Source organism: Bacillus sp. AY3-1 (genome assembly GCF_008368785.1).
GTDB lineage: Bacteria > Bacillota > Bacilli > Bacillales > Bacillaceae_G > Bacillus_A > Bacillus_A wiedmannii.
Genome location: NZ_QORZ01000012.1, coordinates 1 through 18,916, shown reverse-complemented (window position 1 = coordinate 18,916; position 18,916 = coordinate 1). Strand labels below are relative to the sequence as shown.

Genomic DNA, 18,916 nt, shown 5'->3' with positions numbered 1-18,916 from the left:
AAAGAAACCAGCATGTGCTGATTTCTTTTGCACATGAAAAGCTAAAAATTAGAAGTTCATTACTTTGTTAACAGCTTCAACAATATCTTTATGGTTTGGTAACCATACGCTCTCAGCTTGAGAGAATGGGAATACTGTATCAGCAGCTGCAACACGTACAACTGGAGCTTCTAAGTTTAAGATTGCACGGTCGTTAATTTCCGCTACAACGTTAGCTGCAATACCAGCTTGTTTTTGTGCTTCTTGAACTACAACTACGCGGCCTGTTTTTTCAACAGAAGCGATGATTGTTTCGATATCTAATGGTTGAACTGTACGTAAGTCAACTACCTCTAAAGAGATACCTTCTTTTTCAAGTTCTTCAGCAGCTTTTAATGCAGCATGAACCATAGCACCGTAAGCGATAACAGATACATCTGTACCTTCACGTTTAATATCAGCTTTACCTAAATCAATTGTGTAATCGCCTTCTGGTACATCTTGACGGAATGAACGGTACAATTTCATATGCTCTAAGTAGATAACTGGATCGTTGTCACGAATCGCAGAGATTAAAAGACCTTTTGCATCGTATGGAGTAGATGGAATAACAACTTTTAGACCAGGTTGTTGAGCCACTAATCCTTCTAAGCTATCAGCATGTAGTTCAGGAGTATGAACACCGCCACCGAATGGAGAACGAATTGTTACTGGAGCAGTCCAACGTCCACCAGAACGGTAACGCATACGAGCTAATTGACCAGAAACTGAATCCATTACTTCATAAATGAAACCGAAGAATTGGATTTCTGGAACTGGACGGAAGCCTTCTAATGCAAGTCCAACTGCAAGTCCACCAATACCAGACTCTGCAAGTGGAGTATCCATTACACGATCTTCACCGAATTCAGCTTGTAAACCTTCAGTAGCACGGAATACACCGCCGTTTACACCAACGTCTTCACCAAACACAAGTACGTTAGGGTCATTTTTCATTTCAACGCGTAAAGCATCAGTGATTGCTTGAATCATTGTCATTTGAGCCATGGCTTACTTCGACTCCTTTTCTTTGTAAATTTCATATTGTTCAGCTAAGTTGTAAGGCATTTTTTCGTACATGATTTCCATTAAATCAGTAACTTTTTGTTTTGGAGCTTGGTCAGCCTTAGCAATTGCTTGTTTGATATCTTCTTTTGCTTCTTCGATTACTTTCTCTTCAACTTCTTGAGACCATAGGCCTTTGTTTTCTAAGAATGCACGGAAGCGTACGATTGGATCTTTTTGTTCCCATTCGTTCTCGATATCTTTTGTACGGTAACGAGTTGGGTCATCACCAGCCATTGTATGTGGACCGTAACGGAATGTTAAAGTCTCGATTAAAGTAGGGCCTTCTCCGTTTACTGCACGCTCACGAGCGAAAGCAGTTGCTGCGTATACAGCTAATGGATCCATACCATCTACTTGAATTCCGTAAATACCTGCTGCTACTGCTTTTTGTGCTACAGTTTTAGCTGCAGATTGCTTTTCTACTGGAGTAGAGATTGCATAACGGTTGTTTTGTACAACGAAGATTGCTGGAGCTTTGAATGCACCCGCAAAGTTCATACCTTCGTAGAAGTCACCTTGTGAAGCACCACCGTCACCAGTGTAAGTAATTGCAACAGATTTTTTACCACGTAGTTTCATACCTAACGCAACACCAGCAGTTTGGATGATTTGCGCACCGATAATGATTTGTGGAGCAAGTGCATTTACATTCTCAGGCATTTGGTTACCCATGAAATGTCCACGAGAGAATAAGAATGCTTGGTATAATGGTAAACCGTGCCATACTAATTGTGGCACATCACGATATCCTGGTAAGATGAAATCTTCTGCTTCAAGTGCGAAATGACTTGCTAATTGAGAAGCCTCTTGTCCAGCTGTTGGTGCGTAGAAACCTAAACGTCCTTGACGGTTTAAAGAAATAGAACGTTGATCTAGTACGCGAGTGTACACCATACGGCGCATTAACTCTTTTAATTGATCATCAGATAATTCAGGCATAGCTGCTTCATTCACAACTTCGCCTTTTTCATTTAAAATTTGTAATGTTTCAAATTGAGCTGCGATAGCTTTCATTTGCTCATCAACATTAAATAGGGTCTTTTTTGTTTTAGTACCCATTCCGTTCACCTCTTCCTCTCTTGAACCATATTCTGAAACGCTTTCACTATCTATTAGCTAGACTGAAAACGCAACAATGTAAACCAACAAATTTATCTGTCGGTTGAGAATAATTTTGTGTACCTAACAATCTGTACTAATGTTTTTTCAGAAACATATTAATACAATCTTGATCACGTTTTTTAGTTTACAACTATTCTAATTACGATGTCAATTACTTTGGATACGTTTTTTTATAAATAATATGCAGGTTTCTTCTACACAAACGTGTTTTTATTTTTCACATCTGTATTAGTAAGCATTAACCTACTGTTATATTATTCCCTTTTCAACTTATTTTTTCTCTTAGAATAATATGTAAACGATTTAATTCTCTTTAGTTTTTCTCTCTTCTTAGCAAAAATATACAAACTCTTCTTCCTTTTATAGGTAATTACCCATACATTTCTATCCTTCCCTCCATACATTATAGTAACCGCAGTGTTAGCGGGAAATGATAAAGGAGGTCATCTCATGTACGGATACTCATATTGCTATCCAACTTGTTCAAATCCTTCCTACGGTTATGGCGGTTCTTGTGGCGGGTCTGGACGCGGCTTCGCCTTAATCGTTGTGTTGTTTATTCTTTTAATTATCGTTGGTGCTGCTTGCATTCGCTAATGTAAAATGAAACAACTATGGAAGAAACAGACGGCTTTGCCGTCTTTTCTTTTTATTACATACATAAATATTCTATAGTAAAACACTTTCCAAAGTGCTTCCCTACTTGTCGATGACTTTTTCCACCTCCTTTGGTAGACTAAAGAAGAAAGGAGAGATTACATATGCTTACAATGAAAGATGTAATTCGCGAAGGAGATTCTATTTTGCGAAACGTTGCAGAAGAGGTATCAATGCCGGCGAGCGAAGAAGATACAACTGCCCTAAAAGAAATGATTGAATTTGTAATAAATAGCCAAGATCCTGAAATGGCTGAAAAATATAGTTTGCGCCCTGGAATCGGATTAGCGGCTCCACAAATCGGTATTTCGAAGAAAATGATTGCGGTTCATGTAACTGATACTGACGGTACGTTATATAGTCATGCATTATTCAACCCCAAAATCATTAGTCATTCTGTTGAACGTACATATTTACAAAGCGGGGAAGGCTGTCTATCAGTAGACCGCGAAGTACCTGGTTATGTCCCTCGTTACACAAGAATTACAGTGAAAGCAACATCTATCAACGGCGAAGAAGTAAAATTACGTTTAAAAGGTTTACCAGCAATTGTATTTCAGCATGAGATTGACCATTTAAATGGTGTTATGTTCTATGACCACATTAATAAAGAAAATCCATTTGCTGCTCCTGACGATTCAAAACCTCTAGAGCGATAATAAAAAAAGGCGGGAGTTAATCTTCCGCCTTTTTTATATGAAATGGGTTCCATATTCACTTATAGCAATCCAGCCCATTTTAAGCCATGATATATGCCGTCTTCACTAACATCCTTTGTCACGTGATTTGCAAGTTTTTTCAAGTCTTCGTGACCATTCCCCATCACAATACCTGTCCCAACTGCTTCGATCATTTCTAAATCATTTAAGCCATCTCCAAATGCATACACTTGTTCACGGTTAAATCCTAATTTTTCAATGAATTTCTCAATTCCTTTTGCCTTCGAACCACCATTCGGAATAATATCCATTGAATATGCATGCCAGCGAATAAAATGAAAGTCTGGGTAATGATTAATAAACTTTTCTTCTTCATTCACTTCACAGAAAAGAAGTGTTTGATAAATATTACGTTTCTCATAGAAATCAGGTTCATATGCCGGATGTTCAAAGTTTAAGCTTCCAAAACCTTCTTTCACATAATCATGATATTCTACTGATGCTCTCATTTCTTGATGATCCAGATATACAAGTGGATATCCTTCTTGTTTTGCAAACTGAGTAAACTTATGTAAGGCAGCTGGATGTAACGGGTTATTAAATATTACCTCATCTTCAAATACAACGTACTGTCCATTAAAGCTAACATAATTATGTATATTGAGTTCCTCACGAATATCTTCAAACATAAATGGCGCACGTCCTGTCGCAATTGCTACATGCACACCTTGTTCTTGTAAATGTCTTACTGCATCTCGTGTAGATTGCGGAATCTTCTTATCGTGATCTAATAATGTTCCATCAATATCAAAAAAGACAATTTTATCATTCATTTGTCAAAATCCTTTCCGTTACTCTATATTCCTATTTTGATTATCACTTTTCAAATTCTAAAAAAAAGTATAACATATTAAACATCTGTGAAGAAAGCGTTCACTTTCTGACCTTATTTATGAAACCTGCATATATATATTAGTAAAAAATGTGGATACTTGTTCGTATGAATTTTCTTTTCTATTCTTTCTCATACTATACCTATAACTAACGGCTACTAATCGTTACTATAGAATAACTTTCCCTGTATGAGAAAGGACAAGATTCAACATTCACTTTTGTCTTCTTTCTTATATCAGAGACGGAGTTTTCACTAGTAATATGCATGTTTAAAATAAGGAAAGGAAGGAGTAATCATGCTGAAGAAGCTGAAGAAAAAGCTCAAGCGTTATTTAAAAGATCTAGTCCGTAAAAAGACAATCGCTTAAATTGTGCCCATTTCGGGCTTTTTCTTCATTCTCATTCGAAAAAACATGAAAATCGTGACTGTTTGCTTTATAATAAGTAACAGATAATGCAAAACATAGACAAGGAGAGGTTTTCCAAATGATTTTTAAAGTATTTTATCAAGTAAAATTGACTGAGGTTCCAGTACGTGAAAATACAAAAGTTTTATATTTAGAGGCTACGTCTGAAAAGGATGTTCGTAAGAAATTAAATAAGTTCGCATATAATATCGAGTTCGTTCAGTCTGTTACTGGTGCTCATCTTGAATATGAAAAAGAAAACGCTGATTTAACATTAGCGGAAATCGTATAGTCATATGAAATTTCTAAAGAATGATCAAGCAGCCGTTTTTGCTTTAGGTGGACTTGGTGAAATCGGTAAAAATACATATGCTGTTCAATTTCAAGATGAAATTATTATTATTGATGCTGGAATTAAATTTCCAGAAGACGAACTCCTCGGAATCGATTATGTAATACCAGATTACACTTATTTTGTGCGAAACGAAGATAAAATTAAAGGATTATTCATTACACATGGTCACGAAGATCATATCGGTGGAATTCCTTACTTATTACGTCAAGTAAACATCCCGATTTATGGCGGAAAATTAGCAATTGCACTAATCAAAAACAAATTAGAAGAGCACGGATTACTTCGTAAAGCAAAACTTTATGAAATTCAAGAAGATGATGTTATTAAATTTAAAAAGACATCTGTTTCCTTCTTCCGTACAACTCACAGTATCCCAGATTCATACGGAGTTGTTGTGAAAACACCTCAAGGACAAGTTGTTCATACTGGCGATTTCAAATTTGATTTCACACCAGTCGGCGAACCAGCGGACTTAACAAAAATGGCTGAAATCGGAAAAGACGGCGTACTTTGTCTCTTATCTGACAGTACAAACAGTGAAGTTCCAAACTTTACAATGTCTGAGCGCCGTGTTGGTGATAGTATTCAAGATATTTTCCGCAAAGTAGAAGGTCGTATTATCTTTGCAACCTTTGCATCAAATATCCATCGTCTACAACAAGTTGTTGAAGCGGCTGTTGAAAACAATCGTAAAGTGGCTGTGTTCGGTCGCAGTATGGAAGCGGCGATTGAAATCGGACAAAACCTTGGTTATATTCGCTGTCCGAAGGATACATTCATAGATACAGCTCAACTAAACCGCCTACCGGCTAATAAAGTTGTTATTTTATGTACAGGTAGTCAAGGTGAGCCAATGGCAGCACTTTCACGTATTGCTAATGGTACTCATCGTCAAATTCAAATCATTCCTGGCGACACAGTTGTTTTCTCTTCTTCACCAATCCCTGGTAATACAATTAGTGTAAGCCGTACAATTAACATGTTGTATCGTGCTGGTGCTGATGTAATCCACGGAAAACTGTCAAACATTCATACGAGTGGACACGGTGGACAAGAAGAACAAAAACTAATGCTTCGTCTAATTAAACCGAAGTATTTCATGCCAATTCATGGTGAATACCGCATGCAACGTATGCATATGAAGTTAGCAAACGATTGTGGTATTCCAGAAGAAAACTGTTTCATCATGGATAATGGTGATGTTCTTGCTCTTCGTTCTGATGAAGCAAGCGTAGCTGGTAAAATACCATCTGGATCTGTCTATATTGACGGAAATGGTATTGGAGATATCGGTAATATCGTGTTACGCGATCGTCGTATTCTTTCTGAAGAAGGACTTGTTATTGTAGTTGTAAGCATTGATATGAAAGAGTTTAAAGTTGCAGCAGGACCTGATATTATCTCACGTGGTTTCGTGTATATGCGCGAAAGTAGTGATTTAATTAATGATGCTCAAACATTAATTACAACTCATTTAGAAAAAGTAATGGAGCGTAAAACAACACAATGGTCTGAAATTAAAAATGAAATTACAGACACATTAGCACCATTCCTATATGAGAAAACGAAACGTCGCCCAATGATTTTACCAATCATTATGGAAATATAAGAAAAAGGACAATACCTTCATGGTATTGTCCTTTTCTCTTATCTTAAAAAGTGTTTAAAACGATCTACTTCATCGTCATGACCAATTACAATTAATATATCTCCCGCTTGAATATTTTCCGTAGCTCGAGGAGATACAATAACTTCTTTACCACGTTTAATCGCTACAATATTCAATCCAAACTTCGCACGAATATCTAATTCGATTAAAGAATGACCATCAATTTTTTTATTTGCAATAATCTCTACAATACTATGCTCATCTGAAAGCTCAAGATAGTCTAATACATTACTTGATGCAATATTATTAGCAATCCTTTTTCCCATATCACGCTCGGGGTGCACAATGTGATCTGCCCCTATTTTACTTAACACTTTTTCATGGTAATCATTTTGAGCTTTTACAGTAATATTTTTTACACCTAACTCTTTTAAAATTAATGTTGTTAAAATACTTGAATTTAAATTGTCTCCAATAGCAACGACTACATGATCAAAATTACGAATACCAAGACTTTTTAATACCATCTCATCTGTTGAATCTGCAATTACAGCATGTGAAGCTATATTTGCAAACTCATTAATTTTATCTTCATCTGAATCAATTGCCATTACTTCCATACCTAATTGAGCGAGTTCTCGGCAAATGCTTCCACCAAAACGTCCAAGGCCAATGACAGCAAATTCTTTCTCTTTTTCACCCACAGGAATTCCTCCAATAACATCGAATACTATGTATTTTTATTGTAACATACTTTAGATTTGCTACAAAAACCTGTATATCATTCTTATTTTTGTTTTTGCATATAAAAATACTGTTGTAAATAAAATGCGATACTGAAAATTAACATACCAAATACAAATATATTTCCAAATGAACTAAATGTTTCAAAAACGAATAATAACGTTTCTTGTCCGAAGAAAGCAAATAATAGTTGTGTAAATGCGAATAGCAATGCCAATATATAATGATGTTGATGGAATAAATAATGTGTTGCACCTAAAAAAGCGATAAACGAAATAATGAAAATCCACCAATTTTCTAAAAACAGTTGCCAATTAGTAAATTGATATCCATTGACTAATATCGCAATAATTCCTATAACAGCCATCGTTGGCACACTCCAAAATAATGCTCGCCCTCTAAAGAAGCGCGTTCCTTTAACATCACCTTTTTCATGTGCAATGTATGTGAGTACTACCGTACTTATGTACAAAACTGAAAGAATTGTTAAAACGATAATAAGCCAAAAATGTAATTGATAATACTCATGCTCTATGTTTGTCACGATAGCCGCTAACATACACGGGATTAACATTCCAGTCCAACCATCTACTTTTCTTTCATTCCAAAACACTGTGTTACCAATCCGTATCCCTAACAACATAAAAATAATGATACCTAGTACAAATAATGTCGTTTTATTCCCTACTAAACTCGTCGAGAAAGCAATTAATCCAATAAATAAAAAGAGCACAAACCCATTCATAATTTCTAATACAGGTGATAAATATCTTTTCACCCATTTATAAGTTTCGTCATATTCATGATTATCTACTAAACGGTAGGCATAAAAACTTATCCCAAAATACACCGCCGCAATAATAACATACGCATATAAGACGAAACACAACATTGCACTGCTAATTTGCACGTAATTCCCCACCCTTTTTTCTATGTTTCACCTTGATTTTACACACTTTCTACACGAAATGTAAACATATATAAGCTAGTTAACTAATCATCTTCTCAATAAGCAATAATGAATAATGAGCAGCGGCTCAAAACCGCTGCTCATTACTTTATCCATTTGTATGCCAATGTGTATCCAAAACAAATATGAAAGATGTTTTCGTCTTGGAACTAACAAGTACCCACTGTAAGTTTTTGCAAAGTTGGCGAGCGAGTTTACTTTCTAGTTCCTTTCCACTTTACATATTGATCTAAAAATGCGATAGCTTTCTCAATAACCTCTTCATCTGGTTTTAATTTTGCATGGTGTAAACCATATTCTGAATTTACCCCAAGCCAAAACATAAATCCAGGAATCTCTTGAAGCATATAACCAAAATCTTCCCCTGTCATTGCCTCAGTACATGTAATTACATTCATATCAGTTTGTTCACTTACAAACTGCATAAACTCTCTCGTTAATACTTCATGGTTATATACTTGATGATACATCGCTCCATAGTCAATAACAGCTTCACATTGGAAGGAAGCTTCTATACCTGCAACAATTGCCTCAATCCTACTTTTAACACGCCTCATTGATTCCACTGATAACGTTCGGATCGTTCCTTCTAACCGAGACTTTTCTGCTATGATATTTTGAACTGTACCACCTGTTATTTTTCCGATTGTAATCACTGCACTATCAAGAGGATTCACATTACGACTAATAACGGATTGAAGTTGTGTAACAAGGTGACTTGCTGCTACAATCATATCATTTGCAGTATGCGGGTAGGCTGCATGTCCACCTTTCCCTTTTAAATCAACATATAACTCTGATGTATTCGCAAATAATAGTCCCTCTTTTGTGGCAATTGTTCCTACAGCGTATTCAGGTGCAATATGAAGACCAAGAATTATATTCGGCTTCCATTCTTTTAACTCTTCACTCTCTAACATAGGAAGAGCCCCTCCTGGCCCTTCTTCAGCTGGTTGGAATAGAAACACAAGGTCATCATCTATTCTTTCTGTTACAGCTGCTGTTAGAAGGCCTAAACCGATTGTTGTATGCAAATCGTGTCCACATGCATGCATCATTCCTTCATGAATAGAAGCAAACTCATATCCAGTTTCTTCGGTAATTGGTAAACCGTCTATATCTGCGCGATAACCGATAATTTTTTCTGGATTTTTTCCATTTACTTTAACAATGACACCCGTTTTCCATACTTTCACTTCCACATATTCATTCGAAAGCGTTCCTATGTAATCTAAAATATACTGTTGTGTTTTCCACTCTTTAAATCCAATTTCCGGTATTTTGTGTAAGTCTCTACGAATTTGAACGAATTTGCTTACTGCCATTTTTGCACCTCTATCTATAAAAAGCGCAAGAGCCTGTTATGCTCTTACGCTTTTTTTGTGTTTATTTCTCTGGGTTTAATTGACGAAGCTCTTGTTTAATTTCAGTTTTTGCTTTTGTCTTCTCATCAATCTCTTTAATTACACGTGCTGGAGTACCGGCAACAACTGTATATGGAGGTACATCTTCTGTTACAACAGCTCCTGCTGCTACAACTGCACCCTTACCTACTGTAACTCCCTCTAACACAACTACGTTTGCACCAATTACAACATCATCTTCAACGATAACTGGTTTTGCTGAAGGCGGCTCAATAACACCTGCAAGTACTGCACCTGCACCTACGTGACAGTTCTTACCAACAGTTGCACGTCCACCAAGTACCGCGTTCATGTCAATCATAGTACCTTCACCAATTACAGCACCGATATTAATTGTTGCATTCATCATAATAACAGCGTTGTCGCCGATTTCAACGTGATCACGAATAATCGCGCCTGGCTCAATACGAGCTTTAATACCTTTTAAATCAAGCATTGGAATTGCAGAATTACGACGGTCATTTTCAACAACGTAATCAACAATGTGCTTGCTATTTTCATCAAGAATTGTCTTAATTTCAGACCATTCTCCAAATAATACACCAGACTTTTTATTTACAAATGCTTGTACCGTTTCAGGGAATGTTACTTCTTTTAAATCCCCTTTTATGTATACCTTTACAGGAGTTTTCTTTTCACTTTTTTGAATAAACGAAATAATTTCGTTAGCGTCCATCATTTTCATTCTTGTTGCCTCCTAAATCCATTTATAATGTTACTCTACCAAACGATAGAGCGAGTAGCAAGATAATAATCCTATTTTTCCATTTGAATTTCTTCTATAATTTCTAAAAATGCCCTTACTTGCTTCAATTGTCTGGCCGATTCACTCGTCAATAACCATGTTTCTCTCGTTAATTGAACAGGTGTTTTATACATATTTTCCTGTACTTCTTTTAAAACAGTAGAAGGTAAAAGAGCATAACCTATACCATTTAAAACGAGTTGTTTGCAAGTCTCAATTTGATCAACCACAATTGTTCTCTTAGGTGGATTAGAAAATAAACCATACCACCAATTTTGTATTTGTCCATAATAAGTCGAATCACTTTTAAATTGAATAAATGGTCTATTTGTTTCTTTTAACATCGTAATATCTTTTATTTCTTTATCCACTAAATAAAGTTCATCTTCAAATAATTGTTGCTTCTGACCTTTATATTCTTGTGTTCCCCTCAATATAGCAACATGAACGTCCCCTTCATAAAATTGCTTTTGCACTTCACTACTCCAGCCAGTAAACAGCGATATTTTCACAGAAGGGTATTTATGTACAAACTTCTTCAAAACAGGAGGAAGCCAATATTGACCAATAACTGATGCAACAGCTATTTTTAACGTTCCGTGAGTTTCTGTTCTAAAAACAGCTAGCTCACTTTTAATATCCTCTTCCTTTTGTAGCATTTCTTTTGCATAATTTGCGACTTTTTCCCCTTCAGGTGTAATTGTCAATCCTTTTTGTGAGCGAATAAAAAACTTCATTCCCCATTGTTTCTCCATAGATTGTAATCGTTGACTAAGCGCAGGTTGTGAAACAAATAAACGTTCCGCCGCTTTTCTCATATTTGATTCCTGAGCTAACACAACCATCATTTGAAAATCATCAATTTGCAACTTTCTCCCTCTTTCCTTAGCTTCCATACACCTTATCTCAATAAGCTTTTCATCCTTAATTTAACTATATACTCTTATATTTTTTATCTTTTTAAATATAATACATACACAACTGATATGCACGAAAAAAAGTGACTTCTCCGCTTCTATGAAGTCACTTTTCTCACATTATCGATTATGTTGCCTTACTTTTTTATTCAACAATTTTAAAATAGCCCGACGTGTTAAAATCCCCTCAAAATACCCATCTTCATTGACAGCGCAAATAAAAGGATGATCAATTGTCATTTCTAAAGCTTTTGCAAACGAATCTTCTAACTTAAGAACCGGAATGTCTTCCTTCATCACCTGTTCTACTTTCATTTCGTCAAGTCTTTCAAACTCAATACGTTCCAGCCCTAACATACCGTCTAAAATCATGGCAGTACTAATTAACCCATGCAATTTATACATCGGGTCCAAAACAGGTATCGCCGAGTATCCAGATTTCACAAGAACGAGTAAAGCATGCTCTAAACCATTCCCCATTTGGACATGTGCTACTTTTTCTGATGAAATCATTAAATCTTTCACAAAAATTTGTTGAAACTCGTCTTTCGGAATACTAATCATATTACATCCCCCATTTTCCATTTTCCCTACTTTTAATCACCGAATCTATTCATATTTTATGACAGCGTTTTCATATTATTATTTTGTCCTTACTTTATTTCAATAAAAACAAAATTACACAGCTATTTTAGCATACAACACAAAAAAAAGACTACCATTCCGGTAGCGCTTAATACCCCTTATTTTTTAATCTGTAAAATAACCTTGTGATTTTTTTATATTGTGTCACATCTGTCTGTTTTAAACCATTCTCAATATCTGTAATTTCCACAGATAAAATTTCACTCGCATAATTTTGCTGAAATAGAATATCTAGTAACAAACTCTCTTCTTCTTCTGTTAAAACAAATTCCCTTTTCATATACCCCTCTCCTTATACTCGCATCGTTACTCTTATTATATATAATTTCCAGCCTATTTAATAGATGTAATATTCAGTTTTTAGCGAAGGATATATAAAAATTGTTTTTTATTTCGTATATCGATTTGCATAACTAAACGCCGCATAAGCATCTGGCTTAATTTTTGCTGTTAATCCCATCGCTTGAATTTTCGCTGTCATATCTAGAATAAATTCTTTTGTTAAACCATCATTTCCGATATCCAAGTGAATTTCCATTATAAATCCAGCTCCCTCTTGAGCATATGGATGCAATAAATCCCATATTGTTTGTATATGGTTCGGAGTAAATAGACATGCAATTTCTTGGCTAAACTGCGTTTCTAAATATATTTTCTCACGTAAAGTTGCTGGCTTATCTTTTACTGATTTATGGTGTAAACACCCCCAGGCACCTTTTCCAACGCGATGAATATGAATTGCCGTAATAAACCTCGTATCCTTTTGATGTGCTTGTGAGTCTGTCCCAATGGATAAACGATATAAATTTCGTGGATCCTTTTCAATGAAACTGCAAATACGCCTAAAGACCATATCAAAATTTAAATGTCTCTCTGAAACATTATAAAATGTATGTTCACCGGCCACATAGTCACGTCCTTTCAATTAGACAGACTTTTCGTATTCTCATTGTATGGGACAAAAATAAAAATTATAACTTCCTATCCTTTATTCGTTTCAATATTTCGAATTACATAATGGCAAACTTGCACGTATAAATTACATTTTGATTCGATTGAGCCGTTAATACATGAATAATCTCAGCAGAATTGTGACATTTAGGACAAACCACAACTGGTAAACGTTCCATACAACACACCTCCTCGTTATTTTTATCTCGCTTTTGCTATCTGTAAACAACCAATTGGTGATGACTAATATTCAGTATAGGACGAAGAAGCCCTACTGATTACAATTTCACTTTATTACCATTGTAGGAAAAATGAAAAATCCCTATACCTATATGCTAAAAAGTAATAGAACTAAAAAAGGTGTTGCCATATGGCAACACCTTTTTTATATGTATCAAGAAATGATATCGTAAATCTCAATTGCAACCATATCGATATTATCGAATTGATACACTTGAGGTTTTTCACCTTGTTGATACACTTCTAACTCATACATTTCACTTTTATCGAAAAATTTCACGCTACATTTGCGCTCACCGTTCACTTCAAAATAGCGTTGTGCTACTTCACCGCTTTCAGCTTGTTCTTGTAGACTAACAAGTCGAGTTAAAATTCCTTGGAGTAGAGACATGAAATCTCTCCTTTCTCTGATCTTCCTACCAATAGGTTTTACAGCTATACTCATTCTATCCGTCATAACAGAAAAAATGTTCCACAGTCTAGGATAAAGGTTATTGGCCAGAAACTCAACTAAAAATTTGTCGAAATGCGAAGGAAAAAACAGAAAGAACATCTTTTCCCTTCTTTATTGCGATTTTTATACTGGAAGAATATAATAAAAAACAGAAAAAAGGAGGAATTACAATGAGAAAAATTGAGGTTTACACACAACCTGATTGTCCGCCATGTGTCATTGTGAAAGAATTTTTAAAGCATAATAACGTTGTATATGAAGAATTTGACGTAAAAAAAGACGCTGCTGCACGCAATCGTCTTTTATACGACTATGATTCGTATTCAACTCCAACAGTTGTAATTGATGGAGAAGTTGTTGCTGGTTTTCAAATTGAAAAATTACAACAGCTACTCAATATTGAATAAGAATAGGTAAAGACCTATTCTTATTTTTATCCCACTATTTGTGGGCAGTAATAGCCCGATTGGTGCGAGCTATTAATCAGTGAGAGATGAACATCCCCCACCAATTACAGTTTCACTTTATAATTGTTGTAATCGTTTTATTTCAGTTAAAAGTTCTTGGCTTTCATGATATCCGGCCAATTTCCATTTCCCTTGATCTCTTTGCAATGTTACAATATGATATTGTCCACTTTTTGCCCGCTCATATACATATAAAATTTTATGCTCTTCATCATATGACATTTTCGTTTCTGAATGAAAAGAAAACGGCGCTTCTTTTGATGGAAGTAAATATTCACCACTTTGTTTATCACTTCTACTATTTTCATCTGTAAATACTTGAAGGAAATTCTCTGTAAAATATGGTGATAACGTTTCTATCATCTTATTCATCGGCAAATGCTTCCCACGAATTGAAAATTGGGTTTCATAGCCCTTTTGTATCGTTGTAAACACTTCTTCCCGATCGACTTTCGCTTCCTCTTTTCCTAAAACAGTTGTGACACTATAACCAACTAGAAAGGCAACGCATACAAATAGAACTAACCATATTCCATATTTCCTCATTTTTTCACCTTCCTTTTATGAAAACTTGTCTTTGTAGTATTCATTGTAACAATGATTATGCAAAGACAGGGGTGGTTTCGTTCGTAAAATCTTTACAACGATAGACAGCATTTTCATCACCATTTTCACTATTACCAATTTATGATAAAAACAAACAAAAAATGCACGAATCTCTTCGTGCATTAAAATAAAACATCTTCTTCATATAAATATTCATACGATAAATCTATAAATAAAAAGTTTTCATCATCAATTGGGAAGGAAAATGTTCGTACCATCTCACCGGTTTCAATATCAGCATATAAATCTGAAAGTCTTGCCTTATTCTCAAAACGCATTTTCATAATGTTTTCTAGAAAATACGGACGCCAACTCCAGTTCTTCATATAATACTCAGGCATCACAATCCATTCCCCATCTTTTTTCATAACGTTTCCTGATTGTTGGAAACCATCTTCGTTACAAATAAATATGCGAAAACTACACTGTGATACACTTTGGCTAAATTGTAATAACCAATCATTTATATCTTCATTCTTTTTCTGTTTGGCTAGAACATCACCAATTCGATCACGTAACATTTCTGTTAAATTATAAATCTTTTGTAACTTTTTCTTCTCATGTTGAATAAATTGATGACACTCATTACCAAGTCGTTCTTTCAAAACGTTCGTTTCAATAAAATCAGGTAAGCACTCTTTCAAATAATTCCCTTGATAATATCTACCACCGTTTTTCCAAGCATATTGTAGTTGATAAAAAGCATCTATTTCTTCATATAACAATGTTGCACCAATTCTTCTAGCAAGTAATGATAAAGAATATAAAATATCTTGATAAGATTGTAAAAGTGCAGTTTGCCTTAAGTTTGTTAAATCTACTTTTAAAATATCCGGTGCTAACACGCTAATACGTTCTAAATTACTTGTACCCGTTCCGACTTTATTAATCGAAATTTGAATACCATATGTACGATAATACATAAGCAAATGATTAAATTGCTCTATATCTTCTTGACATTCATGTTCTGTAATTTCTAAAACAATGTGTTTCAAATTTAAACCTTGCTCTTCATACATCAATAAAAGTTGAAGTAAACTTTCATCATCATCGTTCATTAATACGTTAGCATTCCGATGTATAAATAATAATAGTTTTTGATCACTTTCTAAATAACGATTTAAAGCTTTTTCTACTATAATGTTATCCGCTTCCAGTTGAAACTCACTCGGAATAGAATCATCATGAAAGAAAGAAGCTAGACTTTGTATGCCCTCTTCTGTTTGAATACGTCCTACTACTTCATATCCAATTACAGTATGCTCATCAGCACTAAAAATAGCTTGATAATAAGGAAGGACTTTATCCAAGTTACTCATTACATCTAATGCATCTATCAACGCGCTTCCCTCCCTTTACTTTTCAAAAATTATAACATGATATTTACGGAAAAATAATAAAAAATCCCTTCAGTTTTCCTGAAGGGATTAGAGGGGTAAAATGCTAAGGGGAATTAGCAATTCTACTATGAAGAAAAAAGAGGTCTTAAATATAACGTATATATGACCTCTTGTAAACACTTTTCTTTCACATGTCACAATTCCGTCACATTTAACCGTAAGAATATGAATCAAACATTCATTTTCTTATCCCTTTTAAAATGGATATTGATGTAAATGTTGTCCTCCATCCATTGTCATGCAAGTTCCATTTATGTACGCAGCTTCATCTGAACATAAATAATAAGCTAGACCTGCAATTTCTTCTGGCGTGCCCAGTCTTCCAAGCGGAACACTTTGTATCGTACGCTTAGCCATTTCTTCTGAAATCCATAATTTATCAGCACCGCCCGTACGTTCAATTGGTCCTGGCGCGATAGCGTTAACTCGTATTCCATATTTACGGCCCCACTCAACAGCGAGTGTCTTCGTCATTGCTAATACTCCAGCCTTCGCTGCAGCCGAATGAATAACTCCCGGACCTGCATCCCATGCATATGTTGCTACCATGTTAATGATATTCCCTTTTATACCTTTTTCAATCCAATATTTTCCGACAGCATGGCTGCAGTAAAATGTACCGTTTAATACAATATTAATGACTGAATTCCAGCCATTCACGGATAAATCTTCTGCTGGACAAATAAAGTTTCCAGCTGCATTGTTTATTAAAACATCAATTCGACCAAACTTCTCATCAATCTCTTCAATCATTTTCTGAATGTCATCAGTATTTCTTACATCCATTTGTACGGGTAATACTTGCCCCGGAAATTGTTCAATTTCCAACTTTGTTTCCTCTAGTTTTTCCTTTGTACGTCCTGTAATAACAACTCGTGCCCCTTCTTTTGCAAAACGGGTCGCCATTCCTTTTCCCATTCCGCTTGATCCACCTGTTATAATAACTACCTTTTCTTTCACATACATCCCCTCCCAAAAATGAATACACATTCATTTTATCATTTTATTTAATAGAAATCTTTATATTTTTAAACTTTTCTGATATTTTAACGTAAAGAGGTTTCTTTTTATTCGTTTCTTTCGTAATCTATACTACTTTTTTATTATTTAAAATATATTTTAAATAAACTGAAAGGAGATTTGAGTAACCTATAAATGTAACGAAAACATGTGATATAAGTTAAATAGGTATACTCATATTTTTATGAAGAAAATTACAAGAAGAGATTTTTTTAAAGCCGGAATGCGCACTTGTCTATATTCATTTATAACCACTAGCATCGGATACTATTACGCTAAATATATTGAGCCTCATTTACTCTCTTTTACAGAGCATACACTTACATCACAACTCATACCCAAAAGTTTTCATGGTATGAAGATTCTTCAATTTAGCGATTTACATCTCGGATACTATTTCTCTCTCCAACATTTATCTCAAATCGTTTCTAAAATTAATGCTGTAAAACCTGACATTGTTCTTTTCACTGGTGATCTCATTGATAATTATCAAACATATACTGACACTCCTTTCGTTCCATCTATTTTAAAAAATATACAAGCACCCTTCGGTAAATTTTCTATTTATGGTAACCATGATCACGGCGGATATGGAACGGAATACTACGAGCACATCATGCGTGAATCTGGATTTGAACTACTACTAAATAGCGAAAAGAGAATTCGTCTACTGGATAATAGTGAAATTTCAATTTTCGGTCTTGATGATATACTACTAGGCAAACCCAAAATAGAAGAAACACTACTGCACGCGAGGCAAAACACTTATAACATTGTTCTTGTTCACGAGCCAGATATTGCACCACAAATCGCTAAATATCCAGTTAACTTACAACTTTCTGGTCATAGCCATGGCGGACAAGTACAAATTCCCTTTTTAGGTGCTATTATTACCCCATCACTTGCTAAAAACTATGTTGAAGGTTTCTATACGATTCAAGATTTAGCTCTCTATGTCAATCGAGGTCTTGGCAGAACACGCGTCCCATTCCGATTTATGGCAAAACCTGAAATTACAATTTTTACGCTCCAACATTCGTAATAATTCGCCTATTTTCTTACATATCCTTTCTTGTACGCGCTCATCCACGTTTCATTTACCATATGATAAAAATGAGTCCAATAAAGGAGGTTTGTTCATGTATCCATATTATCAACCAATCCCAGTCCGTTCAGCACCTATTGGTCCAGTAGGCGACTCACGCTTCTTTCCGTTTTTTGGTGTTCCATTTCTAGCTGGGATTGCTGGTGGACTGCTCGGTGGAGCATTAGCTTTCGGTCCTAGACCGTATTACCCACCATATCCACCACCTTTCCCACCGCCAACACCTTATCCTTGTTATGGCGGACCTTGTCAACAACCATTCTATTATTAATGTACTCCAACAATTCTACCAATGTTATTCCCTCTCTTAACTGATCCATTAACATGCTTATAATAAAAACTATTCTCTCTACGCATCCTTCTATTTAGAGAATGTATAATAAGTAGAGAACAAAGTAAAAAAACCTCTTAAAATGAAATGAACCCCGAAAACGGGACA

General features: G+C 35.2%; 22 protein-coding genes. 7 read left to right on the top strand and 15 right to left on the bottom strand.

Translation table 11 applies throughout. The features are described 5' to 3' along the window. Positions 1-48: 48 nt before the first annotated feature. Together pdhB and pdhA are read right to left on the bottom strand one after the other, a co-directional pair. Entirely contained in the window at positions 49-1,026 is a 978-nt protein-coding gene (gene pdhB / locus DN389_RS08135) for a pyruvate dehydrogenase complex E1 component subunit beta (protein ID WP_000068162.1), read from the bottom strand. A 3-nt stretch (positions 1,027-1,029) separates the two neighbouring features. Beyond that, entirely contained in the window at positions 1,030-2,145 is a 1,116-nt protein-coding gene (gene pdhA / locus DN389_RS08130) for a pyruvate dehydrogenase E1 component subunit alpha (protein ID WP_000536893.1), read from the bottom strand. A gap of 513 nt (positions 2,146-2,658) precedes the next feature. On the opposite strand from pdhA, the gene DN389_RS08125 reads away from it, so the two are divergent. Both DN389_RS08125 and def read left to right on the top strand, forming a co-directional pair. Beyond that, positions 2,659-2,805, top strand: coding sequence for a YjcZ family sporulation protein (locus tag DN389_RS08125; RefSeq protein WP_000274561.1), 147 nt, complete (start codon positions 2,659-2,661; stop codon positions 2,803-2,805). 164 nt (positions 2,806-2,969) lie between these two features. Then, positions 2,970-3,524, top strand: a complete 555-nt coding sequence (def, locus tag DN389_RS08120; protein ID WP_000957060.1) for a peptide deformylase — start codon at positions 2,970-2,972, stop codon at positions 3,522-3,524. 59 nt (positions 3,525-3,583) lie between these two features. Here def and DN389_RS08115 read toward each other — a convergent pair whose 3' ends face one another. After that, positions 3,584-4,357, bottom strand: a complete 774-nt coding sequence (locus tag DN389_RS08115; RefSeq protein ID WP_060488397.1) for a Cof-type HAD-IIB family hydrolase — start codon at positions 4,355-4,357, stop codon at positions 3,584-3,586. 547 nt (positions 4,358-4,904) lie between these two features. Here DN389_RS08115 and DN389_RS08105 point away from each other — a divergent pair. Both DN389_RS08105 and rnjA read left to right on the top strand, forming a co-directional pair. Then, positions 4,905-5,117 carry a DNA-dependent RNA polymerase subunit epsilon gene (locus tag DN389_RS08105; protein WP_000576445.1) on the top strand — a complete coding sequence of 71 codons (213 nt, stop codon included), beginning with the start codon at positions 4,905-4,907 and terminating at the stop codon, positions 5,115-5,117. Between the two features lie 4 nt (positions 5,118-5,121). Then, entirely contained in the window at positions 5,122-6,789 is a 1,668-nt protein-coding gene (gene rnjA, locus DN389_RS08100; protein ID WP_000670370.1) for a ribonuclease J1, read from the top strand. A 38-nt stretch (positions 6,790-6,827) separates the two neighbouring features. On the opposite strand, the gene DN389_RS08095 is transcribed toward rnjA, so the two are convergent. The 9 genes from DN389_RS08095 to DN389_RS08055 all read right to left on the bottom strand — a co-directional run bounded on the left by DN389_RS08095 (position 6,828) and on the right by DN389_RS08055 (position 13,816). After that, a complete protein-coding gene (locus DN389_RS08095) occupies positions 6,828-7,493 on the bottom strand; it encodes a potassium channel family protein (RefSeq protein WP_000504032.1) in 666 nt (221 codons plus the stop codon). A gap of 83 nt (positions 7,494-7,576) precedes the next feature. After that, entirely contained in the window at positions 7,577-8,443 is an 867-nt protein-coding gene (locus DN389_RS08090; protein WP_046956446.1) for a hypothetical protein, read from the bottom strand. 254 nt (positions 8,444-8,697) lie between these two features. Further along, positions 8,698-9,828, bottom strand: a complete 1,131-nt coding sequence (locus tag DN389_RS08085; protein ID WP_000301171.1) for an N-acetyldiaminopimelate deacetylase — start codon at positions 9,826-9,828, stop codon at positions 8,698-8,700. A 61-nt stretch (positions 9,829-9,889) separates the two neighbouring features. Beyond that, on the bottom strand, positions 9,890-10,612 hold the full coding sequence (gene dapD, locus DN389_RS08080; protein ID WP_000783245.1) for a 2,3,4,5-tetrahydropyridine-2,6-dicarboxylate N-acetyltransferase: 723 nt from the start codon (positions 10,610-10,612) through the stop codon (positions 9,890-9,892). A 71-nt stretch (positions 10,613-10,683) separates the two neighbouring features. Then, positions 10,684-11,568: a LysR family transcriptional regulator gene (locus tag DN389_RS08075; RefSeq protein ID WP_002008407.1), complete on the bottom strand. Its 885-nt coding sequence runs from the start codon at positions 11,566-11,568 to the stop codon at positions 10,684-10,686. 141 nt (positions 11,569-11,709) lie between these two features. Continuing rightward, on the bottom strand, positions 11,710-12,153 hold the full coding sequence (gene cbpB / locus DN389_RS08070; RefSeq protein WP_000623572.1) for a cyclic-di-AMP-binding protein CbpB: 444 nt from the start codon (positions 12,151-12,153) through the stop codon (positions 11,710-11,712). A 169-nt stretch (positions 12,154-12,322) separates the two neighbouring features. Further along, on the bottom strand, positions 12,323-12,514 hold the full coding sequence (abbA, locus tag DN389_RS08065) for an antirepressor AbbA (RefSeq protein WP_000817795.1): 192 nt from the start codon (positions 12,512-12,514) through the stop codon (positions 12,323-12,325). A gap of 108 nt (positions 12,515-12,622) precedes the next feature. Continuing rightward, entirely contained in the window at positions 12,623-13,141 is a 519-nt protein-coding gene (locus DN389_RS08060; protein WP_149237009.1) for a ribonuclease H-like YkuK family protein, read from the bottom strand. 438 nt (positions 13,142-13,579) lie between these two features. Then, complete coding sequence (locus DN389_RS08055) at positions 13,580-13,816, bottom strand: YkuJ family protein (protein WP_000055151.1); 237 nt, start codon at positions 13,814-13,816, stop codon at positions 13,580-13,582. Positions 13,817-14,049: 233 nt separating this feature from the next. Between DN389_RS08055 and DN389_RS08050 the strand changes: the two genes are divergently transcribed. Then, a complete protein-coding gene (locus DN389_RS08050; protein ID WP_001225788.1) occupies positions 14,050-14,286 on the top strand; it encodes a glutaredoxin family protein in 237 nt (78 codons plus the stop codon). Between the two features lie 117 nt (positions 14,287-14,403). Here DN389_RS08050 and DN389_RS08045 read toward each other — a convergent pair whose 3' ends face one another. From DN389_RS08045 to fadH, 3 genes are all read right to left on the bottom strand, one after another. Next, complete coding sequence (locus DN389_RS08045; protein ID WP_088123326.1) at positions 14,404-14,892, bottom strand: DUF3993 domain-containing protein; 489 nt, start codon at positions 14,890-14,892, stop codon at positions 14,404-14,406. Positions 14,893-15,074: 182 nt separating this feature from the next. Next, positions 15,075-16,292, bottom strand: a complete 1,218-nt coding sequence (locus tag DN389_RS08040) for an EAL domain-containing protein (protein WP_046957433.1) — start codon at positions 16,290-16,292, stop codon at positions 15,075-15,077. 255 nt (positions 16,293-16,547) lie between these two features. Beyond that, positions 16,548-17,312 carry a 2,4-dienoyl-CoA reductase gene (gene fadH / locus DN389_RS08035; protein ID WP_000660912.1) on the bottom strand — a complete coding sequence of 255 codons (765 nt, stop codon included), beginning with the start codon at positions 17,310-17,312 and terminating at the stop codon, positions 16,548-16,550. A gap of 244 nt (positions 17,313-17,556) precedes the next feature. Between fadH and DN389_RS08030 the strand changes: the two genes are divergently transcribed. Both DN389_RS08030 and DN389_RS08020 read left to right on the top strand, forming a co-directional pair. Then, positions 17,557-18,414: a metallophosphoesterase gene (locus DN389_RS08030; protein WP_046956442.1), complete on the top strand. Its 858-nt coding sequence runs from the start codon at positions 17,557-17,559 to the stop codon at positions 18,412-18,414. Between the two features lie 97 nt (positions 18,415-18,511). Continuing rightward, positions 18,512-18,748 (top strand): hypothetical protein, encoded by a 237-nt coding sequence (locus DN389_RS08020; protein ID WP_000283744.1) that lies wholly within the window; start codon positions 18,512-18,514, stop codon positions 18,746-18,748. Positions 18,749-18,916: the final 168 nt, after the last annotated feature.